This window comes from Shewanella sp. 6_MG-2023, from assembly GCF_030547195.1.
GTDB lineage: Bacteria > Pseudomonadota > Gammaproteobacteria > Enterobacterales > Shewanellaceae > Shewanella.
The window spans coordinates 1-26,088 of sequence record NZ_JAUOQU010000016.1; the positions used below are offsets into that span (position 1 = coordinate 1).

25 protein-coding genes are annotated in these 26,088 nt (G+C 42.1%); 18 read left to right on the forward strand and 7 right to left on the reverse strand.

The genetic code is table 11. From position 1 onward, the window contains the following. Nucleotides 1-285: 285 nt before the first annotated feature. On the reverse strand, nt 286-2,115 hold the full coding sequence (locus Q4533_RS10800; protein ID WP_102439673.1) for an ABC transporter ATP-binding protein: 1,830 nt from the start codon (nt 2,113-2,115) through the stop codon (nt 286-288). A gap of 234 nt (nt 2,116-2,349) precedes the next feature. Here Q4533_RS10800 and Q4533_RS10805 point away from each other — a divergent pair, with 234 nt between their 5' ends. The 7 genes from Q4533_RS10805 to sstT all read left to right on the forward strand — a co-directional run bounded on the left by Q4533_RS10805 (nt 2,350) and on the right by sstT (nt 10,666). Beyond that, on the forward strand, nt 2,350-3,909 hold the full coding sequence (locus Q4533_RS10805; RefSeq protein WP_102439672.1) for an Ada metal-binding domain-containing protein: 1,560 nt from the start codon (nt 2,350-2,352) through the stop codon (nt 3,907-3,909). Continuing rightward, nucleotides 3,899-4,414 (forward strand): methylated-DNA--[protein]-cysteine S-methyltransferase, encoded by a 516-nt coding sequence (locus tag Q4533_RS10810; protein WP_102439671.1) that lies wholly within the window; start codon nt 3,899-3,901, stop codon nt 4,412-4,414. Before Q4533_RS10805 ends, Q4533_RS10810 begins: the two co-directional genes overlap by 11 nt. 227 nt (nt 4,415-4,641) lie before the next feature. Further along, nucleotides 4,642-5,904, forward strand: coding sequence for a DEAD/DEAH box helicase (locus Q4533_RS10815; protein WP_241900950.1), 1,263 nt, complete (start codon nt 4,642-4,644; stop codon nt 5,902-5,904). 60 nt (nt 5,905-5,964) lie between these two features. Further along, entirely contained in the window at nt 5,965-6,435 is a 471-nt protein-coding gene (locus tag Q4533_RS10820) for a dual specificity protein phosphatase family protein (protein ID WP_303502727.1), read from the forward strand. 134 nt (nt 6,436-6,569) lie between these two features. Next, nucleotides 6,570-8,201 carry a phospholipase D family protein gene (locus Q4533_RS10825; RefSeq protein ID WP_303502728.1) on the forward strand — a complete coding sequence of 544 codons (1,632 nt, stop codon included), beginning with the start codon at nt 6,570-6,572 and terminating at the stop codon, nt 8,199-8,201. Between the two features lie 113 nt (nt 8,202-8,314). Then, nucleotides 8,315-9,193: a chemotaxis protein CheV gene (locus Q4533_RS10830; protein ID WP_303502729.1), complete on the forward strand. Its 879-nt coding sequence runs from the start codon at nt 8,315-8,317 to the stop codon at nt 9,191-9,193. A gap of 249 nt (nt 9,194-9,442) precedes the next feature. Continuing rightward, nucleotides 9,443-10,666 carry a serine/threonine transporter SstT gene (sstT, locus tag Q4533_RS10835; RefSeq protein ID WP_102439666.1) on the forward strand — a complete coding sequence of 408 codons (1,224 nt, stop codon included), beginning with the start codon at nt 9,443-9,445 and terminating at the stop codon, nt 10,664-10,666. A 107-nt stretch (nt 10,667-10,773) separates the two neighbouring features. Here the strand turns inward: sstT and Q4533_RS10840 are convergent, their stop codons facing one another. Together Q4533_RS10840 and Q4533_RS10845 are read right to left on the reverse strand one after the other, a co-directional pair. Then, complete coding sequence (locus Q4533_RS10840; RefSeq protein ID WP_102439665.1) at nt 10,774-11,430, reverse strand: RluA family pseudouridine synthase; 657 nt, start codon at nt 11,428-11,430, stop codon at nt 10,774-10,776. A gap of 124 nt (nt 11,431-11,554) precedes the next feature. After that, nucleotides 11,555-12,151: an ACP phosphodiesterase gene (locus tag Q4533_RS10845; protein ID WP_102439664.1), complete on the reverse strand. Its 597-nt coding sequence runs from the start codon at nt 12,149-12,151 to the stop codon at nt 11,555-11,557. Between the two features lie 184 nt (nt 12,152-12,335). Between Q4533_RS10845 and Q4533_RS10850 the strand changes: the two genes are divergently transcribed. The 6 genes from Q4533_RS10850 to secF all read left to right on the forward strand — a co-directional run bounded on the left by Q4533_RS10850 (nt 12,336) and on the right by secF (nt 18,220). Beyond that, nucleotides 12,336-12,533, forward strand: coding sequence for a hypothetical protein (locus Q4533_RS10850; RefSeq protein ID WP_102476182.1), 198 nt, complete (start codon nt 12,336-12,338; stop codon nt 12,531-12,533). Nucleotides 12,534-12,716: 183 nt separating this feature from the next. After that, complete coding sequence (queA, locus tag Q4533_RS10855) at nt 12,717-13,757, forward strand: tRNA preQ1(34) S-adenosylmethionine ribosyltransferase-isomerase QueA (RefSeq protein WP_102476181.1); 1,041 nt, start codon at nt 12,717-12,719, stop codon at nt 13,755-13,757. Between the two features lie 145 nt (nt 13,758-13,902). Beyond that, nucleotides 13,903-15,021 carry a tRNA guanosine(34) transglycosylase Tgt gene (gene tgt, locus Q4533_RS10860; protein WP_102439661.1) on the forward strand — a complete coding sequence of 373 codons (1,119 nt, stop codon included), beginning with the start codon at nt 13,903-13,905 and terminating at the stop codon, nt 15,019-15,021. Between the two features lie 37 nt (nt 15,022-15,058). Further along, a complete protein-coding gene (gene yajC / locus Q4533_RS10865; protein ID WP_076542918.1) occupies nt 15,059-15,391 on the forward strand; it encodes a preprotein translocase subunit YajC in 333 nt (110 codons plus the stop codon). Nucleotides 15,392-15,408: 17 nt separating this feature from the next. Further along, nucleotides 15,409-17,262: a protein translocase subunit SecD gene (secD, locus tag Q4533_RS10870; RefSeq protein ID WP_102439660.1), complete on the forward strand. Its 1,854-nt coding sequence runs from the start codon at nt 15,409-15,411 to the stop codon at nt 17,260-17,262. Nucleotides 17,263-17,272: 10 nt separating this feature from the next. Further along, nucleotides 17,273-18,220: a protein translocase subunit SecF gene (secF, locus tag Q4533_RS10875; protein ID WP_076542916.1), complete on the forward strand. Its 948-nt coding sequence runs from the start codon at nt 17,273-17,275 to the stop codon at nt 18,218-18,220. Between the two features lie 67 nt (nt 18,221-18,287). Here secF and Q4533_RS10880 read toward each other — a convergent pair whose 3' ends face one another. Together Q4533_RS10880 and Q4533_RS10885 are read right to left on the reverse strand one after the other, a co-directional pair. Further along, on the reverse strand, nt 18,288-18,539 hold the full coding sequence (locus Q4533_RS10880; protein ID WP_303413671.1) for a hypothetical protein: 252 nt from the start codon (nt 18,537-18,539) through the stop codon (nt 18,288-18,290). Beyond that, nucleotides 18,536-18,934: a DUF3224 domain-containing protein gene (locus tag Q4533_RS10885; protein ID WP_102439658.1), complete on the reverse strand. Its 399-nt coding sequence runs from the start codon at nt 18,932-18,934 to the stop codon at nt 18,536-18,538. Before Q4533_RS10885 ends, Q4533_RS10880 begins: the two co-directional genes overlap by 4 nt. 129 nt (nt 18,935-19,063) lie before the next feature. Between Q4533_RS10885 and Q4533_RS10890 the strand changes: the two genes are divergently transcribed. The 5 genes from Q4533_RS10890 (at nt 19,064) to Q4533_RS10910 (ending at nt 22,581) form a co-directional block, all read left to right on the forward strand. Beyond that, nucleotides 19,064-19,381: a DUF2007 domain-containing protein gene (locus tag Q4533_RS10890; protein ID WP_102439657.1), complete on the forward strand. Its 318-nt coding sequence runs from the start codon at nt 19,064-19,066 to the stop codon at nt 19,379-19,381. A 125-nt stretch (nt 19,382-19,506) separates the two neighbouring features. Further along, nucleotides 19,507-20,433: a bifunctional precorrin-2 dehydrogenase/sirohydrochlorin ferrochelatase gene (locus Q4533_RS10895; RefSeq protein ID WP_102476178.1), complete on the forward strand. Its 927-nt coding sequence runs from the start codon at nt 19,507-19,509 to the stop codon at nt 20,431-20,433. Between the two features lie 129 nt (nt 20,434-20,562). Continuing rightward, on the forward strand, nt 20,563-21,099 hold the full coding sequence (locus Q4533_RS10900; protein WP_102439655.1) for a YaeQ family protein: 537 nt from the start codon (nt 20,563-20,565) through the stop codon (nt 21,097-21,099). Between the two features lie 268 nt (nt 21,100-21,367). Continuing rightward, nucleotides 21,368-21,943 carry a CBS domain-containing protein gene (locus Q4533_RS10905; protein WP_102439654.1) on the forward strand — a complete coding sequence of 192 codons (576 nt, stop codon included), beginning with the start codon at nt 21,368-21,370 and terminating at the stop codon, nt 21,941-21,943. Nucleotides 21,944-22,083: 140 nt separating this feature from the next. Then, nucleotides 22,084-22,581 (forward strand): GNAT family N-acetyltransferase, encoded by a 498-nt coding sequence (locus Q4533_RS10910; protein WP_102439653.1) that lies wholly within the window; start codon nt 22,084-22,086, stop codon nt 22,579-22,581. Nucleotides 22,582-22,660: 79 nt separating this feature from the next. Here Q4533_RS10910 and dapD read toward each other — a convergent pair whose 3' ends face one another. Further along, nucleotides 22,661-23,485 (reverse strand): 2,3,4,5-tetrahydropyridine-2,6-dicarboxylate N-succinyltransferase, encoded by an 825-nt coding sequence (dapD, locus tag Q4533_RS10915; RefSeq protein WP_076542908.1) that lies wholly within the window; start codon nt 23,483-23,485, stop codon nt 22,661-22,663. 18 nt (nt 23,486-23,503) lie between these two features. After that, nucleotides 23,504-26,083, reverse strand: coding sequence for a bifunctional uridylyltransferase/uridylyl-removing protein GlnD (glnD, locus tag Q4533_RS10920; RefSeq protein ID WP_303502730.1), 2,580 nt, complete (start codon nt 26,081-26,083; stop codon nt 23,504-23,506). Between the last annotated feature and the right edge of the window lie 5 nt (nt 26,084-26,088).

The window sequence follows — 26,088 nt, forward strand, 5'->3', positions numbered from 1 at the left end:
GTCGATTAGCTCAGCTGGGAGAGCACCTCCCTTACAAGGAGGGGGTCACTGGTTCGAGCCCAGTATCGACCACCATTTTCTTCGATTTATCCTCTTCAAGTCATAATATTTTACTCTCAATGAACACTCATTCATCAGTTATAAATTTATTTAATATTTCTTGTGTTTTCTTAGCTTAACCGCTGCAGATAAAGTAACTCTTGCCGCTTAATGACATAAAAAACGCCCAGTTTCGATAGAAGTCAAAAGTGAGCGTCATAAAAGTGTGTTATTTATTGTTGAATGTTAATCAACGCCTAAAAAGCCGCCAGTTTGATGGGACCAAAGTTGGGCATAAATACCCTCAGACTTGATCAACTCTTGGTGAGTTCCTTGCTCAACGATCTGGCCTTTATCAATGACAATTAGTCTGTCCATAGCCGCGATGGTTGATAGTCGGTGAGCAATGGCAATCACGGTTTTACCTTCCATTAATTCATATAAACTTTCCTGAATTGCCGCCTCAACTTCGGAATCTAATGCTGAAGTGGCTTCATCTAGTAGTAAAATCGGGGCATTTTTCAATAATACTCGGGCAATTGCAATACGTTGGCGTTGACCGCCAGAGAGTTTTACCCCACGTTCACCCACTTGTGCATCTAAGCCTGTATTACCAAAGGGATCTGATAAATCATCAATAAACTCGGCTGCTTGAGCCTGCGCAATGGCTGCTTGAAGCTGTTGCTCCGAAGCATTAGGATCGCCATAGAGGATGTTTTCTCGAATTGAGCGATGCAGTAGTGAGGTATCTTGAGTTACCATGCCGATTTTAGCCCGCAGCGAATCTTGGGTAACATCGGTAATCGGTTGATCGTCAATACTCACTTGACCTTTTTCAACATCGTGAAAGCGCATTAGCAAGTTAACGAGCGTTGATTTACCAGCGCCAGAACGACCTACTAAACCGACCTTTTCACCGGCTTTAATGTTTAAATTCAGATTGCTAATCACCCCTGATTTTTCGCCGTAATGAAAACTAACATCGTTAAAGTCAATTTTACCTTTGCTAACAACAATATCTTTAGCGCCAGGTTTATCTTCAATTTCAATGGGTTTTGATAAGGTATTCATCCCATCAGTGACAGTACCGATATTTTCAAACAGTGAGCTTATTTCCCACATGATCCATTGAGACATGCCGTTTAAACGCAGTGCTAAGCTAACAGCAATAGCAATCGCACCCACAGTAATCGCATTATCTGCCCAAAGCCAAATTGAAACCGCCGCAATGGTAAATGCTAAAAGGTAATTTATGATCTGCACTAAAACGTTAATGATGGTCACAAGGCGCATTTGGCCGTAGACGGTTTTAAGAAAGCCCATCATGCTGTCTTGGGCGTATTCAGCCTCTTGCTTGGTATGAGAAAACAGCTTCACGGTGGAAATATTGGTATAACTATCAACGATCCTGCCAGTCATGGTCGAGCGGGCATCTGCTTGCTTGGCTGAAATGGCTTTTAGCTTTGGCACTAACTTCCACTGAATAGCAATATACGCAAATAGCCACACCAGCATTGGCAGCATTAAGCGCACGTCAGCACTGGCGATCATCACCAGCATTGAAGTGAAATAGATGATGATATACATCAATACATCTAACAGTTTCATGACGGTTTCACGCACTGCTAATGAGGTTTGCATTACTTTAGTGGCAATGCGGCCGGCAAAGTCATCCTGATAAAATGAAACGCTTTGTTTTAGTAAGTATCGATGTGCTTGCCACCTGATGGCCATAGGGTAATTACCCAGCAAGGTTTGATGCACGATAGCCGCATGCAAAGCCACTAATAACGGAATAATCACCAGTACTACCACAGACATCAATATTAAGGTGCTACCTTCATCTTGCATTAAGGTCTGTGGGTTTTTAGTGACTAACCAGTCAACTAATTTGCCCATAAAGCCAAATAATGACACTTCTAAAATCGCCAAAGTCGCTGTCAAAATTGACATGATGATTAAGTGTTTTTCAAAACCGCGGGTGTAATGACGGCAAAAGGCATAAACGCCTTTTGGGGCTTGGCTGGGTTCTTCTGAAGGTAATGGGTTGGTAAGGGATTCAAAGAATTTAAACATCTATTTCTCAATATTTGAAACGGGAACAGCAATATATACAGAGGATACCTTAACTTGGTGCTGACTTGTTAGCTAAGTGTTAGTTAGATTGTTTCGATACTTGTAGGCTAGCATTAAATGGGGTCAGTGGTTGAGTTCCGTTTTCCGCTAGTGACTAGCGTCATTATTCGCTAAAGTGACGCTAATAATCTTCAAGCTGCTATTAACCAGCTTACATAAACGGGTAACGATAACATGTCTCCTAAAGCAGTGCTAAACAGCGAGAAGTCTTTAGCACCTATAGCCAGCAGTCAGGCGTGCAGTTTAGCTGCTAATGTTTGCCGTCAAGCAAGGCTAAGCCGTGATGCGCGTTTTGATGGGCATTTTTTTACTGGGGTTTTAACCACAGGGATTTATTGCCGCTCAATTTGCCCTGCGACGGCACCTAAAGAGCAAAACGTGCGTTACTTTGACTCTGCGATTAAAGCTGCTCAGGCGGGGCTTAGGCCTTGTTTACGTTGCCGCCCTGATAGTGCGCCACAATCCAATGCATGGAAGGGCACTCAAACCAGTTTGCAGCGAGCGATAGCCCTGATTGATGGCGGTTGTTTAAGTGGCGAACAGGGTCAAACACTTGCATCATTATCACAACGGCTGGGTATTAGTAGCCGCTATTTAAGCCAACTCTTTAATAAGCAGCTAGGCACCTCGCCAAAAAAATATGCTATTTATCGACAACTGATGTTTGCTAAACAGCTGTTACATCAAACCAGCTTGCCAATAACGGACGTGGCATTAGCTGCAGGTTTTAATAGTATCAGACGCTTTAATGAAGTTTTTAAGGAGCAGTTGCAATTGACCCCATCCCAATTAAGGCGTGATAGCGCCAAGGCAAATGTTGCTACCAAAGCTGACGGTATTAGCCTGTTATTAGATTACCGCCCGCCGTTTAATTGGTCGAAACAGTGGTCGTTTTACCAGTTAAGAAGCGTTGAAAACATGGAGTGGCTTGATGAGGCATCAAAGGCTTATGGCCGCAGTTTTTGTTTAAATGTTAATCATCGGCAGGTTAGCGGCACCATTGATGTATTACCGCTAAAAGATAAACACCAATTGTCACTTACGGTGAAATTTGAACGTGCTGACGACTTAGACTATTTACATCATGTGGTGCTGTTTGTGCGTAAGTTATTGGATTTAGATGCGGATATGGCGGTTATCCATCAATCATTTAAGTCACTTGTCGACATGGGGTTAACCCCTACAGAGGGTTTACGGATCCCTGCCACAGCCTCGGTGTTTGAAGCCGGATGCCGGGCAGTATTAGGTCAGCAAGTGAGTGTGGTACAGGCAAGTAAGCTACTGAATATCTTGGTGAGGAGTTATGGTAAAAAGCTCGTAATTTCAGATCGTGAGCTTATCTTATTTCCAACCCCGCAAGCGATAGCAGCGGCAAGTTTAACTGAATTTAACATGCCAGCATCACGCAAAGCCGCGCTTAATTTGTTAGGTCAGTTTGTCGCTGAGCACCCAGACGCAAGCCCTGATGATTGGCTCAGCGTTAAAGGTATTGGCCCATGGACTATTGCCTATGCCAAAATGCGCGGTCAAGGCGATCCGGATATCTTTTTAAGTGGCGATTTAGTGATAAAAAACCGCTTGAAAGTTCTGCGCTGCCAGCATGGGAAGGTTGATGGGCAGACAGAAGCGCTTACCGGTAAAGCCTATCGACAATTTTGCGACAAGATTGCCAAGGATGTCAGCCCATGGGGCAGCTATGTCACTTTTCAATTATGGAATAGTAATGAAAGTTAATAATCAACCGCCGATTTACCTGCAAATTGAGCTAAGCCCTGTGGGTTACTTGAAGCTGCGAGCCTCAGAATTAGGCCTTACCCATTTGCAAGTGGTCAGTGAGGCTGACGCTGTCGATAGTGGCGATATTATCGATGCAAGTGCTGACTCAATTGAGCAAGCTCAAAAACATGTGCAGCAAGCCATCACAGAACTTAATGAATATTTTGCCGGTAAGCGCAGTGAATTTGACGTCACGCTTGCAGCCACTGGTACTGTGTTTCAGCATGAGGTTTGGCAAGCGCTGCGAGAGCTGCCGTTTGGGCAGGTATGCAGTTATGGCGATATCGCCAATAAAATTAATCGACCTAAAGCAGTTAGGGCGGTGGGCGCTGCCAATGGTGCTAATCCCATAGCGATAATCGTGCCGTGTCATCGAGTGATTGGTAAAAATGGTACCTTAACCGGTTATGCCTATGGCCTTAAAATGAAACAAGCTTTGTTGTCATTAGAATCAGCTGATTAATCGAATGCGGCTTGTTTCATCATCTATGAGCAGTAATTCATCATTGCTTGATCTATTTCGCTAACTTAAGCGGCATAAATACGCTAAAATAGCTGGCTATACCTTATTTTGAGCACTTGAAATTAATGACCTCTGCTACTGATCGCAAAGATGATACCCAAACGAGCCTAAATGCTGACACCCTTTTAGCGACGCAATCTGAAACTAATACCGTTAGTTTCACCGAAATGGGCTTAATCTCGCCATTATTAGCGCGGTTAACTGAACTTGAGTACCTCACTCCAACGCCGATCCAAGCGCAGGCCATTCCTCACGTATTAGCGGGTAAAGATTTACTGGCTGGTGCTAATACTGGCTCTGGTAAAACCGCAGCATTCGCTTTACCGATTTTGCAGCAGTTAAGTCAGTCTGCTGGGGCGTCAAAAAATAAAGGTAACTTTGTTTCAGCGTTGATTTTAGTGCCGACCCGCGAGCTTGCAAAGCAAGTCGCCGATAGCGTTAAATCCTATGCGGTGCATTTTAATGGCGCCATTAAAACCGTTGCCGTGTTTGGCGGCGTGTCAGTGAATACTCAAATGCTGGCCCTTCGCGGCGGCGCAGATGTACTTGTGGCAACTCCTGGGCGATTATTAGATTTAATCTCAAGTAACGCCATTAAGCTTGATAAGGTAAAAACCTTAGTGCTTGATGAAGCCGATCGTATGTTAAGCCTTGGTTTTACTGACGAGCTGGCTTCAATATTAAAATTAATGCCTGAGAAAAAGCAAAAACTGTTGTTTTCAGCAACTTTCCCAGAGGAAGTTCGCACCCTTACGGCGAGTTTACTGGTTGAGCCAGTAGACATTCAGTTGCAAAGCGCCGAAGAAAGCACCTTAGTGCAACGGGCATTTACCGTAAACCGTGAAAGTAAAACCGCATTATTAGCCCATTTGATCAAAGAGCATAAATGGCGCCAAGCATTGATTTTCGTTAATGCTAAAAATAGCTGTAAGCACTTGGCAGAAAAACTATCAAAACGGGGTATTAGCGCTGAAGTTTTCCATGGCGACAAAGCCCAAGGCGCCCGTAATCGTGTGCTAGATGGATTTAAGTCAGGTGAGATTGAGGTATTAATTGCCACCGATATCGCCGCACGTGGTTTAGACATTGATAAGCTCCCAGTGGTTATCAATTTCGATTTACCAAGAAGTCCTGCTGATTACATGCATCGTATTGGCAGAAGTGGTCGTGCCGGTGAAGTTGGTTTAGCGATATCATTATTAGCCCATGCGGATTACCATCATTTTAAAGTGATTGAGAAAAAAAATGCCCTGCGTTTAGAGCGTGAGCAAGTTGCTGGCTTTGAAGCCGATGAGCAAATGCCTGATGACTTGTTAGAGCTTGATAAGCCAATGGCAAAACCTGAAGGCACAGGTAAGAAAAAGCGTAAAAAGAAAGCCGAAGTCAATGTCGATTTTTGGGCTCATATTAAAAAACCTGAACAAGACTAATTCAGCCTTAGTCCCGAGTGAAGGCCCCATTTCATAGTTAACAAGAGTATTAACGTTTTTATGAAGCAGTTATTTTGGTTAGCAGAGGGGGTCATTGCAGGTCGCAGTGGCCCTAATAAACACCCTTGGGATTTAGCGGAATTAAAAGCGGCAGGTATTGGCGCTATTTTATCGGTCAATGATGGTGACGAGGTCGCAGCTGCCGCCATAGAAGCGTTAGGGCTAAAATATTGCTGCACTCCTTTTTCAAATAATATCCCACCGCAAGAGGGTGATGAGGCTATTTGCGTTGCGCAAATGCCAACAGCGTTGGCCTTTATCAGAGAGTGTGAAGCGCAAAATATTGCGGTACTTATCCATTGCCGCTCCGGTAAAGACCGCACGGGCATCATGATGGCGTATTACTTAATGGATAATGGCGCAGCGCCAGTCCATGCTGTGAGTCAAGTGCGCAGTGTAAGAGACATTGCTTTTAGCGCTGAAGGTTGGGATCAATTTGTATTTGATGTCTTGTATGCGCTGCAAGATTAAACCATAGTTATACAGCGCATCTGTGACGGCTTATGATAGCGGTCATGTTAGCAATACGCTTAAACCATAGTGTAAAAGGCTGCCTGATAATAGAGCCCCAGTAAAACCTGAGTCAAATTGAAAGGAAGCCATCAATGCCCAAAAAAAATTCTGTCATATTCTTTTGTTGTGTATTGTGTTTAACTCTCATTGGCTGCGCCAATCGCGCTGAATTCAAGCCTCTTTCTCAGCAGTATAAACTCGCGCCTGTCACTGACTCTCCTTTAGCACAATACATTCAATCTCAACTGCCGCAGTCCTCACCTCAGTACTCTTCACTTCAGTACTCTCAAACTAGCAGCCAAAGCAATGATGATACTCAAGCAGAGTTAAGTTTAACGGGAGTTAACCCCCTTAGTGATGGCATTGATGCTTTTATTGCTCGTTTAGCCATGATTGAAGCAGCCACTGAAAGCATCGACTTGCAATACTACATTTATCGCAATGATGAAACCGGGAAAATCCTCAGTTTATTTCTCTATAAAGCCGCTCAGCGCGGGGTGCGAGTTAGGGTGTTGCTGGATGATTTAACCACAGCAAATGGCGACGATGGCTTAATGGCCATTGCAACTCACCCTAATATTTCAGTGCGTTTGTTTAATCCATCCTATGAACGTCAGTATCGTGGACTGGCATTTTTATGGAACTTTAGCCGCCTCAATCATCGTATGCATAACAAATCACTGACCATTGATAATTTAGTGACAGTGGTTGGGGGGAGAAATATTGGCGCTGAATACTTTTCAGCAGATGAGAATGTCGATTTTGGTGATTTTGATTTACTGGCCATTGGCGACGCTGTTGATAAGGTATCAACCCAATTTGATACTTATTGGAACTCGGCCCAAGTTAATAGCATTGAGCAATTGGTAAAGGCCGCTGAGCCATATCAAGGCAATAATACAAATCCTGAGCAAGATAACGTGCTAGCGAAACTGGATGCCAGAGCAAGCATTCTTGAGAAGAGCTTAATGACCGATGAATATGTTACTCGTTTAGAAAAAAATACCTTATTAGATCGCCTGCAAAATCAATGGTTACAGTGGTATTGGGGCGAAGCCCAAGTGGTGTATGATCCGCCAAATAAACTTGAAAGAAACCCTAATGACAGCATTTTATTAGATGACTTAAGTTATTTTTTTGAGCAAGCGCAGCATCAATTACTGATTGTCTCGCCTTACTTTGTCCCAGGCGATGCGGCAACCCATGCATTAATCAATGAAGTAAAACGGGGTAAAGAGGTCACCATAGTGACTAACAGTTTAGCTGCAACGGATGTATTAGCGGTTCATGCAGGGTATCAGCAGTACCGCCAAAAACTCATTGAAGGCGGGGTTAAGATTTATGAAGTAAAAGGCAATGCCAAGGGCCAAAAATCTAAAAAAACCAGTTGGAAAGGTAGCAGTCGCACGAGTTTACATGCCAAAACCTTTATTATTGATGAGCAAACACTCTTTGTTGGTTCGTTTAATTTTGATCCCCGCTCAGCACTGATCAACACCGAAATGGGCTTAATTATTGATAATGAGATGCTGGCTAAAAAGATCCTTGCAGGGCTTGCGCTGTCAGCAAATGATAAAGCTTATGAAGTGGTGTTAAAAAATGGCGAGCTGGTGTGGCTTGACCATCAGCATCATAAAATTATTTATGCAGAGCCCGGTGCTGGCTTTTGGCGTAAGTTTTTAGCTGATTTTTTAGCATTGTTGCCAATAGAGTCCCAGCTGTAGTTTTCTAATTGATAAAGCAAATTAGCGACTTAACCCCCGAAATTCAGATTTGAATTTGATATGACGAAAAGGCTGTGGTTAACTTTAAATAATCAGTTTTAATCGGCAATATTATGAAAAGTAAAGCAAGCCAGTCACAAGGATTGTTACTGTTTCACCTTTCCCATACTCAGCAGTTTGCTTTGGGCACCTTAAAAGTTCGCGAAATTGTCCCGTACACGCGTTTGTCGGTTATTCCGAAATCCCATCCGTCAATATTAGGTGCAGCAACCATACGCAGTAAAACCATTGCGGTGATTGATATGGCTGCATCGATTGGTTTTAAGCAGATAGATCCAAGCGACTATGATAAATGCAATATTATCATCACTGATTGCCAGCGAATGGTGATAGGCTTTTTGGTTAGAGGAATTGACAAAATAATTGAGTGTAACTGGCGAGATATTGAGGCGCCGGCAGCGAACTTAGGCCATCAGGTTTTTCTTACTGGGGTTGCTCGCCTTGATGGCAAATTAGTGCAATTGTTGGATGTCGAGTTATTAATGGCAAAATTATTCCCCTATGATCCCGCCGCTAATCGAGCTATTTTGACAGATATTCAACGAGAGAAATTAAAGCCACTGAATATCTTATTAGTGGATGATTCTAAAGTCGCTCGAAAGCAACTTTCAGATGCACTCGATTCTATCAATATCCCTTATTCTGTCACCGCAGATGGCCATGATGCACTACAGATCATGCAGCGGGCTGCAGATAACCAAAAACCTATAGATTTGTTAGTGAGTGATATTGAAATGCCAGGACTTGATGGTTATGAGCTTGCATTTGAAGTCAAAAATAACCCGCAACTTGCCAATGCCTATATTATTTTACATACCTCTTTATCCAGTGAAATTAGTGTCAGCCAGGCTAAACAAGTTGGCGCCGATGAAGCGTTAACAAAATTTGATGCCCATGAATTAATTGATGCTATTCTCCGAGGGGCAAAATAACAATTTTCATCTAATACAATAATTTGCCAATAATGAAACGCGCTAAATTTCATCACATGTTGGCTAAATGTGGTTTGTTTGGGAATGTACGGTAATATTAGTGCATCATTTTGCAGCGAAACTAGACTTTAGCCATCCCATCCGATATATACCTATCAGAGCTTATTAAAATCCCGTTATTCGATTTTTAAAAAGTCACAAATATTAGAGCTTAATAAAAGCCATAAATATAAAAATATAGGTCAAGCAATGAATCAAAATCCATCACTGTTAGCGCGATTAGCTAATGGCAGTTTAGTGTTACAAATTCTCGCCGGTATTGTACTGGGTGTTCTTCTCGCCACATTTTCAACTTCAGCAGCAGGGCAGGTTTCCTTCCTTGGTGATTTATTTGTTGGAGCATTAAAAGCAGTCGCACCGATCTTAGTGTTTGTACTGGTGGCATCATCAATTGCAAATCAAAAGAAAAATGCCCATACCAATATGCGTCCTATTATTGGTTTGTATTTAGCGGGCACATTTGCTGCCGCGTTAACTGCAGTACTGTTTAGTTTTGCCTTTCCGACAACATTAGTACTTGTTGGCGGCGTTGAGGGGACTAATCCTCCTCAAGGTATCGCAGAAGTGTTAAATACCTTGTTATTTAAAATTGTTGATAATCCAGTGAATGCACTGCTTACCGGTAACTATATTGGTATTTTAGCCTGGAGTATTGGTTTAGGTATTGCTTTACACCACGCCAATGAGTCGACAAAGAAAGTTATTTCAGACTTAAGCGATGGCGTAACCGCAATCGTACGCTTTGTGATCCGCTTTGCGCCTATTGGTATCTTTGGCTTAGTGTCGGGCACCATTGCGGCAACAGGCTTTGATGCATTAGCAGGCTATGCGCAATTACTTGCAGTATTGGTAGGCGCTATGGCCTTTATTGCTTTAGTGGTTAACCCGATTATGGTTTACGTAAAAATCAAACGTAACCCTTATCCATTAGTGTTTAAGTGTTTACGTGAAAGTGGCGTAACGGCGTTTTTCACCCGTTCAAGTGCTGCCAACATTCCAGTGAATATGGCTTTATGTGAAGAGTTAAAGCTGCATAAAGATACTTACTCAGTGTCAATCCCATTAGGCGCAACCATTAATATGGGCGGCGCGGCAATTACTATTACCGTACTGACTCTTGCAGCTGCTCATACCTTAGGTATTCAAGTTGACTTCTTAACAGCAGTGTTATTAAGTGTGGTTGCTGCAGTATCGGCATGTGGCGCTTCAGGCGTTGCTGGTGGCTCATTACTGCTTATTCCGCTTGCGTGTAGCTTGTTTGGGATCTCTAATGATGTGGCGATGCAAGTTGTTGCTGTAGGCTTTATTATTGGCGTTATTCAAGATTCTGCGGAAACTGCGCTAAATAGCTCAACGGATGTGGTATTCACCGCTGCAGCTTGTGAAGCGGCTGAGAATAAAGCAAACGGTTAAGGGTTAAGCTTAAAAAGCTTCAACCTCTAATGTGAGATAATAAAAAACCGACAACTTGTCGGTTTTTTTGTATCTGCATACTTATTTTAGCGCCAGTTAAATTGTTTTTAGCAAAAAGGGTGTTTGCTAAAAAAAGTGCGTTGCTTTTGAGTGTACGGGTGAATAATTGTCAGCATTTGCGCATGCAAACTAAGGCGCTTTTTGGCTTTAGCTGTAATGTCATCACCGTAAAAGTTATCACCAAGTATCACATGGTTAAGTGCTAGCATATGAACACGTAACTGATGAGTACGGCCTGTTTCTGGCATCAACTTAACCAAGGTATGATTTGCAAAACGCTCGATGACTTCATAGTGAGTAATCGCTGATTTACCTTGATCTGATACCACTTGAAATGGTGGGTTTTCTTTGTCGCCAGCTAACGATAAATCAATCGTGCCACTGTCAGCGCCCATAACACCATCTACTTCAGCGATATAAACTTTCTTGGTTTTTCTATCTTGAAACTGAGTTTTAAGATGAGACTCGGCTTTTTTATTGCGGGCAAATACCATGATGCCAGAGGTGTCGCAGTCTAAGCGATGTACCAAAATGGCTTCAGGGTAGAGTTTTTGTAAACGAGTAATAGCACAATCATGGGTATTGGCAGCTTTGCCAGGATTTGCTAATAAGCCGGCAGGTTTATTAATAACAATGATATCTCGGTCTTTATAACGGATATCAAGCCATGGAATACTAGGTGGTTGGTAGTCAAAAATTTGCATTTAGTCGCATCGGTTTACAAAAATAGGTGACTATTTTAGCAAATAAACGGCGCTGCAGTAATGGATATCAACCGCTAAAGTAAAATAGCCTCAATTAATCGGCTATTTGATTGCGGCAAATCAGTTATGGCAGGTATTGTTCAGGTGTCTTACGGCTATAGATACGGCTATAGGCCATTAACTGTGGATAGAAAGTACGAAAAGCAATCTCAATTTCAACATATAACTTGTCAACGTCGCTGATGGCCGTCTTAAAAAGCTCAGGTTTTGAAATACGTTGACTCACACCTTCAATTGCTTTGTTTAGCCCAGCTCTTGTTTGGTAGCTCATTAACCAATCTTGTTCGATGACTTTTGGGATGATCAATTGCAGCTTTTCCGGCAGTTCGGCGGTATGTTGCAGGCTATGGTATGCCTTTTGAGTAAACTCAGATAACGATTGCTGATGATACTCATCCCAGTAGAAAGCAAGGTAATGATCAAACACTAAATCAATTAAAATTGGCGCCACACGGCGTGAACTTTTTGGAAATAATTTGATTAAATCGGTGATTAATTCATGGCTGTCAGTAATTTGATCGATTTGTCGATGTAGCCATAAACCTTGTTGCAAATGCTTTGGGAAGTGTTTTATATCGCCCTTGGCAAAGTCTCCAGCAAGATTGGCTGCTAAGTGGCTGTCGCTAATATCAGCTAAATGTAGGTGCGCTAGAAAGTTCATATTTTGTACTTTTATTTTTGAAAATTTACAGTATGATACTAAACAACAAAATTGGAAATATAGTAACAACTGACTGTAAGATTCATCATATAGATTTCTCTTTAAAAGTCATGGCTATTATTTACAATTTGTACTTATGGAAGATATTTTATGCCTGTTGAAATTTGGGCTGTAGGGATCATGGATGATGAAAAACTGGATAAAATCAGTATTAAGGCAGCAGTCTGCTAAAAAACGTAAAAAAGTTGACATAGACCTCAAGATTGAAAGCCATTCTTTTAAACCTGACAGTTTATGTAATTCTGCCGATAAAAATTTGTTTTCATCAGTATCTGAAGTTGATGATAATTTAGCAAATGTACAATCAGCGAATTCAAAATAACCCTATTTCGTGGTTTTTTAAACGCCGCGCTTAAGCCAGATCCCCAACTGATTTTAATGTTGGCGTTAGCCATTAGCCGCTGGCGTGCATTAATCGATCACTATTTCATACCCTTTGCTTGATATTAGCAGTTACTAGTCCTAGACTAGCGCGGTTTTTATTGTCTATAAAAGAGTATCGAAAATGCGCGTAGCAGACTTTTCTTTTGAATTACCAGATGAGCTTATTGCTCGATATCCAATGGCTGAGCGAAATGCTTCGCGTTTATTGACCTTAGATGGCAATTCAGGTGAGTTGGCCGATAAGCAATTTACCGATGTCCTGTCGAAAGTGAATAGCGGTGACTTGATGGTATTTAATAATACCCGTGTTATTCCAGCACGTTTGTTTGGTCAAAAAGCAAGCGGTGGTAAATTGGAAATGTTGGTGGAGAGAATGCTTGATGATAAGCGTATTCTTGCCCATGTTCGTTGCTCTAAGTCTCCTAAAGTTGACTCTATGATTATTGTTGACGGTGGCTACAAAATGAAAATGCTAGCCCGTCATGACGCTTTATTTGAGTTAGCCCTTGAAGATGATAAAACCATTTTAGAAGTACTTGAAGAAGTTGGTCATATGCCTTTGCCGCCGTATATCGATCGTCCCGATGAGGATGCTGATAAAGAGCGCTATCAAACGGTTTATAACCAAACCCCCGGCGCTGTGGCAGCACCTACAGCAGGTTTGCACTTTGATGATGCCATGCTTGAGGCGCTAAAAAACAAAGGCGTTAATATCGCTTTTGTAACCTTGCATGTAGGCGCGGGTACTTTTCAGCCAGTGCGAGTTGATACCATCGATGAACATGTGATGCATTCTGAGTGGGCTGAAGTTAGCCAAGAGGTTGTCGACTTAATTGCTCAAACTAAAGCGGCGGGCAAACGCGTTGTTGCTGTAGGCACTACATCAGTGCGTTCATTAGAAAGCGCTGCGAAAGCCTGTGGTGATGACCCGTTGACGGAATTTAAAGGCGATACCGATATTTTTATTTATCCAGGATATCAGTTCAAAGTTATTGATGCCATGGTGACTAATTTTCATTTACCAGAGTCAACCTTGATTATGTTAATCAGCGCATTTTCGGGTTATGAAAATGTGATGAAGGCTTATCAGCATGCGATTGAGCACAAATACCGCTTTTTTAGCTATGGCGATGCCATGTTTTTAACGAAAAAAGCCCCGTAACGATTGATTTTGATCTAAAATACCCGCCCACAGAGGTGGGTATTTTTTTGGGTTTATTTTGTAGCCTCACTTGAAGTTGCAACATTTGCCCTCATGTCTTAATGAAACAACAGCGAGTCAGACTGTTTATCTGGCAAGGTGATTTATGAAATTTGAATTAGATACAACTGATGGTCGCGCACGTCGTGGTCGTCTGATTTTTGAGCGCGGCACCGTTGAAACTCCAGCATTTATGCCAGTAGGTACTTACGGTACTGTGAAAGGGATGACGCCTGAAGAAGTTAGAGCCACAGGCGCTGATATTCTGTTAGGTAACACCTTCCATTTATGGCTTCGCCCAGGTGAAGAAATCATGCGTAAGCATGGCGATCTTCATGATTTTATGAATTGGCAGCGTCCAATTTTGACTGACTCTGGCGGGTTCCAGGTATTTAGCTTGGGTGATATTCGTAAAATCACTGAAGAAGGGGTGCATTTCCGTTCGCCTATCAATGGTGAGAAGATTTTCTTAGACCCTGAAAAGTCGATGCAAATTCAAGACTCATTAGGCAGCGATGTGGTGATGATTTTTGACGAATGTACGCCATATCCTGCAACACATGATGAAGCGCGTAAGTCGATGCAAATGTCATTACGTTGGGCACAGCGTTCACGTGACGAATTTAACCGTTTAGAAAATCCGAACTCGTTATTCGGTATTATCCAAGGCGGTGTGTACGAAGATTTGCGTGATGAAAGTATTAAGGGCTTAACTGAAATCGGATTTGATGGCTACGCCGTAGGTGGTTTAGCTGTTGGAGAGCCTAAAGAAGATATGCACCGTATTTTAGAGCATGTTTGTCCTCAGATCCCTGAAGATAAGCCTCGCTACTTAATGGGCGTTGGTAAGCCAGAAGATTTAGTTGAAGGCGTCCGTCGTGGTGTGGATATGTTTGATTGTGTTATGCCAACCCGTAACGCACGTAATGGTCACTTATTTACTTCTGAAGGCGTGATTAAAATTCGTAATGCTCGTCATCGCGATGATACTTCTACCCTTGATGAAAATTGTGATTGTTATACCTGTAAAAACTACACCCGCGCGTATTTATATCACTTAGATCGCTGCAATGAGATCTTAGGTGCGCGTTTAAACACCATTCACAACCTACGTTACTATCAAATGTTGATGGAAGGTTTGCGTGGCGCAATTCAGACAGGTACATTAGACGCCTTCGTGACAGAGTTTTACACCAAACTGGGTCGTGAAGTACCAGAACTATAGTTGACTGATTTTTTTTAGAAAATAAGAAGAGAGTAATATGTTAATTTCAAATGCATACGCAAACGCAGCAGGCGCTCCTCAAGGTGGCGGCACCATGGAACTGATTTTCATGCTAGTTATTTTTGGCTTGATCTTCTACTTCATGATCTTCCGTCCGCAGTCTAAGCGTGTAAAAGAGCACAAAAACTTAATGTCTGCATTAAGTAAAGGTGATGAAGTGCTTACAAGCGGTGGCATTTTAGGCAAGATTGCTAAAATCAGCGATGATAGTGATTATGTTTTATTAAGCATTAATGAAACCAGTCAGATCACCATTAAAAAGGACTATATTGCAGCGGTATTGCCAAAAGGCTCTATCCAGTCGTTGTAAGCCAAGAGGGCTCAGGTGTGTTAAATAAATACCCAATGTGGAAGAACATCATGGTGATGCTAGTCATCGCCATTGGTGCTTTTTACGCAACTCCAAACCTATTTGGTGAGGATCATGCAGTACAAGTCGTAGCGACTCGTGGTGCAGAAGTGACAACTTCAACTCTATCGACAGTAAACGGATTACTTGAAAGTAAAGGCATTGCGGTAAAGCGCTCTGAGCTCGAAGATGGGCAATTACTTGTCCGTGTTCAAAATTCTGAGCAGCAATTGCTTGCTAAAGAAGCCATTGCTGATTCATTAGGTGATAAATATACCGTTGCATTAAACCTAGCGCCGGCGACACCTGAGTGGCTTGAAGCCCTTGGTGGATCACCAATGAAGTTTGGTTTGGATTTACGCGGCGGTGTTCACTTCTTAATGGAAGTGGATATGGGCGAAGCTATTCGTAAGATGGAAGAAGCCAAAATTGCTGATTTTAGAAGCCAATTGCGTGAAGAGAAAATTCGTTACGCAGGTGTTCGTAAAACTGCAAAAGGCCTTGAGATTAAATTCCGTGATGCTGAAAACTTAGCCAAAGCAGAACGCTTCTTAAAGTCTCGCAATAATAATGAAATGGTATTTAATGATGGTAGCAGCGGTGAAAACTTTGCCCTGTATGCCACCATGAGTGATAGCTACCTTAGTCAAATTAAGGAAGAAGCACTACAGCAAAACATGACGACTATTCGTAATCGTGTTAACGAACTGGGTGTTGCTGAGCCGGTAGTACAGCGTCAAGGCGCTGAACGTATTATTGTTGAACTGCCAGGTGTACAAGACACTGCGCGTGCAAAAGAAATTTTAGGTGCTACAGCATCAATTGAATTTCGCATGGTTGATCAAAACACTGATCAAAGCGCAGCAGCAAATGGCCGCGTACCTGCGACCTCAGAGGTATTTCCTCGTCGTTCAGGTGGCATTGCGGTGCTGAAAAAAGAAGTGATGTTAACTGGTGATCATATTACCGGTGCCCAACCTTCTTTTGATGAATATAGTCGCCCACAAGTATCGATTAACTTAGATGCTAAAGGTGGCAACATCTTCTCTAACGTCACTAAAGACAACATTGGTAACCCAATGGCGACTTTATTTATTGAGTATAAGGATAGCGGTATTCGCAATCCTGATGGCTCAGTGAAAATGACTAAAATTGAAGAAGTTATTTCAGTTGCTACCATTCAAGCTCGTCTAGGCCGAAATTTCGTTATTAACGGTCTTGATCATTCTGAAGCACAAAGCTTAGCGTTATTACTTCGTGCAGGTGCGCTTATTGCGCCAGTGACGATTGTAGAAGAACGTACTATTGGTCCAAGCCTTGGTGCACAAAATGTTGAAAATGGTATCCAAGCAATGATTTGGGGCTTGGCAGTTGTTTTAGTCTTTATGCTTATCTATTACCGTGCATTTGGTGTTATCGCAAACTTAGCACTTACCGCTAACTTAGTGATGGTTGTTGGCGTGATGTCAATGATCCCAGGTGCCGTATTAACCCTGCCTGGTATTGCCGGTATGGTATTGACCGTTGGTATGGCAGTAGATGGTAACGTGCTGATTTACGAACGTATCCGTGAAGAGTTACTTGCTGGACGCAGTGTTCAACAAGCGATTCATGAAGGTTACGCCAATGCATTTTCAACCATTGCTGATGCAAACATTACCACCTTTATGACGGCATTAATTTTATTTGCTGTGGGTACGGGCGCGGTTAAAGGTTTCGCAATTACTCTGATGATTGGTATTGCAACGTCAATGTTTACTTCTATCGTGGGAACGCGCGTTATCGTGAATCTCATGTGGGGTGGTAAACGCGTTAAGAAACTATCAATTTAAGGAGTTGACCATGTTACAAATATTTTCAGTAAAGAAAACGATCAACTTTCTAAAACATGCAATGCCAATCAGTGTTTTATCAATGATTTTGGTGGTGGCTTCTTTTGTGTCATTAGGCACAAAAGGCATCAACTGGGGTCTTGATTTTACTGGTGGTACGGTTGTTGAGTTAGAGTTTTCAAAACCAGTAGACTTATTAGAGCTACGTGCTGAATACAGTACTGATGGCGCTGACGGAGCAGTAGTGCAAAATTTCGGTTCAAGCCGAGATATCTTAGTACGTTTACCTGTTCGTGATGATCTAAAAAGTGATGATCAAGTCGCTGCGATTGTGCACGGTGCTCAAGTTATTGATGCCAACGTTATTCAAAAGCGTGTTGAATTTGTTGGCCCTCAAGTGGGGAAAGAGTTAGCAGAGCAAGGCGGCTTAGCCGTGATTGTGGCGTTAATTTGTATTCTCATTTACGTATCATTCCGCTTCGAATGGCGTTTAGCAATGGGCTCTGTTGCCGCACTTGCTCACGATGTCATCGTCACCTTAGGCATTTTCTCTATTTTACAATTAGAGTTTGATTTAACGGTATTAGCAGGTTTGCTTACGGTAGTGGGTTACTCGTTGAACGATACCATCGTAGTCTATGACCGTATCCGCGAGAACTTCTTGAAGATGCGTAAAGGCGGTCCTGATGAAGTGGTTAATACGTCTATCACGCAGACAATGAGCCGTACTATTATTACTACAGGTACTACCTTAGTGGTGGTGATTGCGCTATTCCTTAAGGGCGGTAGCATGATCCATGGTTTCGCAACGGCGCTACTGTGTGGTATTTTTGTTGGTACTTACTCATCTATTTACGTGGCAAGTTACTTAGCCATTAAATTGGGTATTTGTCGCGAGCATATGATGCCAGTTGAGATTGAGAAAGAAGGTGCTGATCAACCTTCAATGATGCCTTAATCTTAAGCCGCAACACAAAAAAGCCACTCAATCGAGTGGCTTTTTTATTGGAATGTATTTCTTAAATTTAAATACTGATGTTTAAGCTGCTTGCAGGGATAACTTGCTGGGATAACAAGTGCCTATAAACTTCAGCTTTAATGGATGCAATGAACTGGCTGTTAGTCGGGTGATGAATATCCAATGCAACCCAGCCATCAGTGGACATTTGTTCTAACTGAGTAAATTTAGTGCCTGAAATAGTGTCAGCATCCCACTGCCCAGTAGCTTTAATTATGCCAACCGAAGAGTGTAAGCGGCTAATAGAAAACCCCATCATATTTGGCTTAATTCCATTTGGTACTCAGCTTGGCCTTTTTCACCAGAAGTAAATGCGCCTTTACCAGCAATGTTAATCAACTCGCCTTGGCCAGAATTTGGCACGATAATGAAGTCACTGCTGGCGACACCACTTTCAAACTTACCATTGTGTTGCAATACAAAGCTGCCGGACTTGCCATTAATGCTGACTTCCACGTTTTCAAAACCACAAAACACTGCTTTGCCATCTGCGGTATAACACATGATATATTTGGGCTGGCTGACACCTTCAAGATCGCCTGAGTACATTTGGCTAATACTTGCTGAGGTTTGCTTAGCACCATCAGGGTGTTCTATATCTGTGGCTTCATCCCAATTTGTAATTTGAAATACACCGGATATTTGCAGATTCATATGATTCTCCTTTAAAGGCTATCAAGAGCATATAATGAGTATAAAGTTTAATCAATGCTCGACAGCAAGAACCATTTACAAGTACGATGATTAAAAATTTGCCATCAGAGCAATGCAGTAGGAATAATAATGGACAATAGAAAAGTACTCTTAACGGGCGGTAATTTACTCCAAGCGCATACTTGGAAAGGGCTGCTTGAAACAAATGGCATATTGGTAGAATTGACCGGTGAAGCTTTACTCGGTGGTGTTGGTGAGTTACCCACTGAAATGCAAACTGTGGATATCTGGGTTTGTCAAAATCAACTCGAGCAAGCTAAAACGCTGTTAGAGTCTCATAATATGGACTGTCCGCAATGGCAATGCCTTCAATGTCATGAGATGAATGAAGGCAGTTTTGAACTGTGCTGGCAATGCAGCTCGCCACAAAGTACCACCCACAACTAACATTGACCTTTTACCGCTGTAAAAGTCTTAAGATTGAATCATTATTATTGATACTAAATAAGACGATGACAATGGCACTATTAACTGGTTATAGTTGATTATCTTAATTATTTTGCGAGTGATCGATGCAGTATTTTCCATTATTTGTGGATACCAAAAATTTACAGGTACTAGTTGTTGGTGCCGGAGAAGTGGCCACTAGAAAGCTTGATTTGCTGTCACGCACCGAAGCTGACATTACTGTTATTGCCCCGGATATCGCTCAAGAAATTCAAAGCTATCATCAAAAAGGGCGAATTCGATTACATAGGCGCGTTATTGAAGCAGCTGATATTGCTGATTATGATGTGATCTACATGGCCACAGCCAATGAACAACTCAATAAAGACTATGCCGTTTTAGCCACCCAAAAAGGCATTTGGGTCAATGTGGTTGATAATCCCAGTTTTTGCCGCTTTATAACACCTTCCATCGTCGACAGAGGTCGCTTAGTCGTTGCCATCAGTACCGCTGGCGCCGCGCCAGTGTTTGCTCGCACTATTCGTTCCCGACTTGAAACGCTATTGCCCCAGTCATTGAGCCCTCTATTTGATTTTGTTGCGTCAAAGCGCACTGAAGTGCAGCAAAAAATCAGTTCTGGTAAAGATAGACGTTTATTTTGGGAGCGATTCTTTAAACTAAACAGTGATCGTTTTGATAGTGTGACAGAAGCTCATTATCAAGATGCATTTAGCAGTTTAGCTGCCGATGGCGAAATATTATTGTTAGATGAAAACGATAACGCGGCCTTATTGCCTATTGCCGCTATGCCATTATTGCAGAAAATTGAAGTAATTTATCGGGACAGTCCGCTGACTGAAAATGGCGTTAGTACCGATATTAATGAACTTATAAGACGTGATGCTAGCCGCGAAGCTGTCCCTAATTTCAGTGAAATTGCAGCAAAATATCACCATGGCGAGCGCATGCTATTGGTGCTAGACACTGAAAAGTTAAAAAAATTTAAAGCACATTTCCCCATGGCGAAGCATCTTCAACCTGGGGCTTTATAGCCATTTTTGTGGGGATATTTACTGCCTAGCTTAATGGTAAATTGACTGAGCTAAAAACATATTCTAAACCGAGTTTCATACTTGTGCTAAACAGGTTAGACTCGGTTTTTTTATTTGTATGGAACTCCCATGGCGCCTAAAGCTACCGTCTATAAAGCAACAATTCAAATCGCTGATATGGATAGACATTACTATGCCGATCATCAACTTACCATTGCCCAGCATCCTTCAGAAACGGATAGCCGCATGATGGTGAGAATTTTAGCGTTTATTATGAATGCGTCGGACTCGCTGCAATTTAGCAAAGGGCTGTGTGTTGAAGATGAACCTGAGCTATGGGAAAAAAGCTTATCTGATGAAATCAATTTATGGATTGAATTTGGCCAAGCTGATGAGAAGTGGCTGCGTAAAGCTTGTGGTCGGTCAAAGCAGGTTCAGCTAATCACCTACAGTGGTCGCAGTGTGCCTATTTGGTGGAAGCAAAATGAACAAGCACTGCAACGCTATAAAAACTTAAGTGTATTTAATATAGCTGAAGAAAGTGTTGCAGCAATGGAAGTGTTTGTTAACCGCAACATGAAATTACAGGTGAGTATTACTGATGGCGAAATTTGGTTGTCTGATGAAGCCAATAGCCTGATGGTTCAACCTGAGCGTTTAAAGTAAGGTCAACCAAAGAGCTTATAATTGTTTTAAACCTTTAAATTATACATTTTGCACTATAATTTACAGGTTAACCTGTCTAAATTAAGCCGTCGTATACCACTATCAAGTTTGCCTATGCCAAAACCTGATAGTGGCAAATTAAACTATGAAGTCATTGCAAGTGATTATAATTTAGAAGCTTTAATTGTAATAAGCTTGATAACTTCCCTCAATTAGACTCGATAACACCCAGAAATATCGGTTGTTTTGTCAAAAAAGGAAGTTTTTAATGAAAACACTAAATTTATATTCAGTTGACAAAGTCGATGAGCTTGCCCGCCCTGAAGTGTCTGAGCATATCAATATTTATTCAGCCGCCGCTGCGGTGTTTACTGATTTTAGCCAGCTAAAACCTTTTGTAATTGAAATGAATACCGCTGCGGTAGACGTTGAACATTTAATGAAACAATCCCATGTCAGGTTAAAAATTGTCATTGATCAACAAGGGCATTTTATGGGGCTGGTGAGTTTACAAATGCTTCATAGCCAAGAAATGCTTAAGCAGGTCGCCGCAGGTTTTTCGCGAGATCAACTTTTATTGAGTGACTTTATGTTGCCAAAAAATAAGCTAAAAGCCATTGATTATGTGGAACTGGTTAAAGCGCGAATTATTGATGTCATTGAAACGCTGAAGCATTCCCAGCATCAGCACTGCTTAGTGGTTGACGAACGAGCCCACGTTATTCGTGGCTTAATTTCGGCTAATGATATTGTGCGAACCTTAAAACTCCCCATTGATGTGAATTTAAATCCCAGCTTTATGGAGATTGCCGATAATGTCGAAAAACTGAAAGCCGCGAGTTAACCGCACTCAACGTCGATTAATCAAGGTCAATTAATCAAGGTCAATTTATCAAGGTCAATTTATCAAGCTTGATGTGTTGTTTTTATATCAGTAAAACAATAATGTGTAATGATTAAGCATGATATTTACACGGAGCAAGGATGCAGATCAGAAAAGCACAGCGCCATGATGCCACAGTGGCATTTGATATTCGAAACCAAGCAATACTAAGCCAATGCAAAGGGCATTATGATGACGCAATGCTGGTAGCTTGGACGGATGGTGAGCTGCCAATAACATTTGTCGATGCATTTTCGGAGCATGGCTATGTTGCTGTGGTCAATGATGCAGTGGTAGGTGTTGGCATGATTGACGTTAACCATGATGCCGGCAAAAGTTTCGCTGTTGCTACTGGCATGGTCGATGGGATGTTTGTGCACCCCAGTGCTTTTGGTCAAGGTGTTGGCAGGGCGATGTTACAACAACTCGAAACCGTCGCAATTGAAGCAGGCTGTAAAAAATTAATATTGGATGCTTCTTTAAATGCAGCTGATTTTTATCGCGCTTGTGGTTTTAAAGGTGACAAGCATTCAATTTACCATTCCCCAAGAGGCCTTGAACTTGCTTGTATACCAATGGAAAAGTTAATCATTAAATGAGCTAATTAATCATCAGTTGGCAGATTTTACCCATTAAAAAGGGCTTCAATAGAAGCCCTTTTAATTGGGTGACTAACGATTAATCTACGATACGCAGTAATTCGTTAATACCCACTTTTCCGCGCGTTTTCGCATCAACCTTTTTAACGATAATAGCAGCATATAAGCTGTAAGTGCCGCACTTAGAAGGTAAGTTACCAGAAACAACAACAGAGCCTGCAGGTACACGCCCGTAATGTACTTCACCTGTTTCACGGTCAAAAATACGTGTGCTTTGGCCTATGTATACGCCCATTGAAATAACACTGCCTTCTTCAACAACTACGCCTTCAACGATTTCGCTGCGCGCGCCAATGAAACAGTTATCTTCAATGATAGTAGGACCTGCTTGTAGTGGCTCTAGAACGCCACCAATGCCCACTCCGCCAGATAAATGTACGTTCTTACCAATTTGTGCACAAGAACCCACAGTCGCCCATGTATCGACCATAGTACCTTCGTCAACGAATGCACCTAGGTTGACATAAGAAGGCATTAATACGGTATTTTTACCGATAAATGAGCCTTTACGAACCGTTGCAGGTGGTACAACACGAATTGCTTCTTCTTTGAAACGTTCAGCTGTGTAGTCAGCAAACTTCTGCGGCACTTTATCAAAGTACTTGGTATCACCACCGTCGATAACTTGATTATCAAAGATACGGAAAGAAAGCAGTACCGCTTTCTTTAACCACTGGTGTACATGCCATTCGCCATCAATCTTTTCTGCTACGCGAGCCTGACCTTTGTCTAGCATGCTAATAACAGTTTCGATATCTGCACGAACACTTGGCTCTACCGTGCTAGGTGTGATGTCCTGACGAGCCTCAAATGCAGCTTCTATGCGTTGGCGTAATGCCTCCATTACTTTCTCCCGATTAGTTTATTGTGGTAAAGGTGTTGAAAGCGCTCCTAAGAGGGCTTCAGATAGTTGCGCTTGTTGCGTTTCATTGAGCTCGCTGCCGGCATTATTTTGTAAGATAAAGAAATCTTCGGCGCGCTCTCCAATGGTGGTAATTTTAGCTGATAATAAGGTGATATCGCAGCGATGCAGCACTTCTCCGACGCTGGCTAATAAGCCCGGGAAGTCTAATGCGATTAGTTCCATCATACTTGTATCATGGTTAGTCCCAGGTAGGAAACTTACTTGGGTACGAACATTAAAAGGTTTCATGATCCGTGACAGCTTTCTAAATTTTGACGGTTTAGGTTTTTGTGCTGCTAACGCCTTCTCAAGTGACTTTTTAATCGACTGAATGCGGGAAAGTTGGCTGATTGGTTTGCCATCTTGCTCTAGGATAACGAATGTATCTAAGGCGTAATCATCATTTGATGTCATAACGTTAGCATCATGAACATTAATGTTTTTATTGTCTAACACCGCCATAACAGTGGCAAATAACTTGGGTTTATCTTTGGCGTAAACAAACAGCTCGCTGCCACCACGGGTCGTATGCTTTGAAATAAGCACCAATGGTTTTTGCTTGTCGTGTTTCAACAAGGCTTCTGTATGCCATGAAACCTGATTAGGTTGATGACGTAAAAAGTAATCGTCTTTAAACCTTAGCCATAACGCATCAATATTTTTTTGTTTTACGCCACGTCGTAGCAGCTCTTTTTGCGCTTTTTGTTTGGTTTCTTGGACTCGCTCAGCCACATCAATGGGCTTTTCTTTGCCTCTGGCTAACACGCGCTGAGTTGAAAAATATAAATCCCGCAGTAACGAGCCTTTCCAATTATTCCATGCTTTGTGGTTTGTCGCGCAAATATCGGCCACAGTTAAGCAATATAAATAACTTAAATGCACCGCATCTTGGACTCTATCTGCAAAAACGGCCACCACATCAGGATCTGAAATATCACGGCGCTGTGCGGTGACTGACATCACTAAATGGTTTTCAACCAACCAAGCCACTAAACGGCCGTCATGATCGTTTAATCCATGAAGCTTACAAAAATCCAGCGCGTCTTTAGAGCCTAACTTACTATGATCGCCGCCTCGTCCTTTAGCAATGTCATGGAATATAGCGCCTAAAACTAATAAGCCTTTTTTAGGCAACTGATTAATTAAAATCGCGCCTAAGGGGAATTCATCTATCTGCTCAGTTTGCGAAAAGCGGTCAATGTTGAGCAGTAAGCGGTGAGTGTGCTCATCAACCGTGTACGCATGAAATAAATCAAACTGCATTTGACCTTCGATGTTACGCCATGCGGGTAAGTATGAAGATAATATGCCGTGTTTATGCATCAAGGATAAAGCTGTTATGCCACGAGGGTGCTTTAAAATACTCATTAAGCATTTTCTGCACTCTGGGTTATCTTGTAATGGCCCCTTAAGGCCACGTCGTGCTTTACGTAAAAGCCGCAGCGTTGGGGCATAAATGCGTTGGATATTAGAATTTTTGGCCACTAACAAAAATAAATTAATAATTTGTTCAGGTTGTTGCTCAAACAGTTGATTATCGAGCACTTCAATGAAGTGACCACGGCGCTGATAGTTTTCATTGATTGGCTGAATGGTTAACGGCGCAGTTTGATGCAAGGTTGCACGCTTAAATAACTGCAGCAACATCTCATTTAATTCCATTACCCGTCTTACTGTGCGGTAATAGCGTTTCATCATTTGCTCGACCGCGAGCTGAGTCCCATCCTCATAACCCATTGCTGCGGCAACTTGTCTTTGTAAGTCAAACAGCAGCCTATTTTCATCTCTGCCAGCAATCATGTGCAGTGAAAAACGCAGTTGCCAGAGAAAATCCTGACATTCCAGTAACTCGGTTAATTCAATGGGCTCAAGAAAGTCGTAGCCGACTAATTCTTGTAATGACGCGGCGTCAAAGTGGCGCATAGCCACCCATGCTATAGTTTGAATATCGCGTAAGCCACCGGGACATGACTTGATATTGGGTTCTAAATCAAAGGCATTGGCTTTAGCATGTCGATATTGCTGTTCTTGTTTTTTTGCAAGAAAGAATGTGTCAGAAGGCCAAAAATCATGTTCACGAATCGCGTCATATAATTGATCAAATAAGCTTTCGTCACCAGATAACAATCTAGCTTCAAGCAGGTTAGTAGCAGTGCTGATATCGCTAAGGCCAAGCTCAAGGGTTTGCTCAATGGTGCGCACACTGTGACCGATCTCTAAGCCAGAATCCCAAAGGTAAGTGATAAATTGGCTGATAAGCTCTTGGGCTTGCAGGTTCTTGGCTTCGGTTTGGGTCAGGATCAGTAAATCAATATCAGAGTGGGGGTGTAATTCACCGCGGCCGTATCCACCCACCGCAATGAGCGCAATCGTCTGATCATTAGTATAAAACGATTGCCAAGCTTGTTTTAATAGCTCATCAACAAATACACATCGCTCTTTGACGAGTTCAGTTATTGGCTGCTTTTGAGCAAATTGCGCCAATAAGCGCTGGTTTAGATCGACTAGGGTGTTTTTAGCTACCAGCGCAGTGTTCATTGACG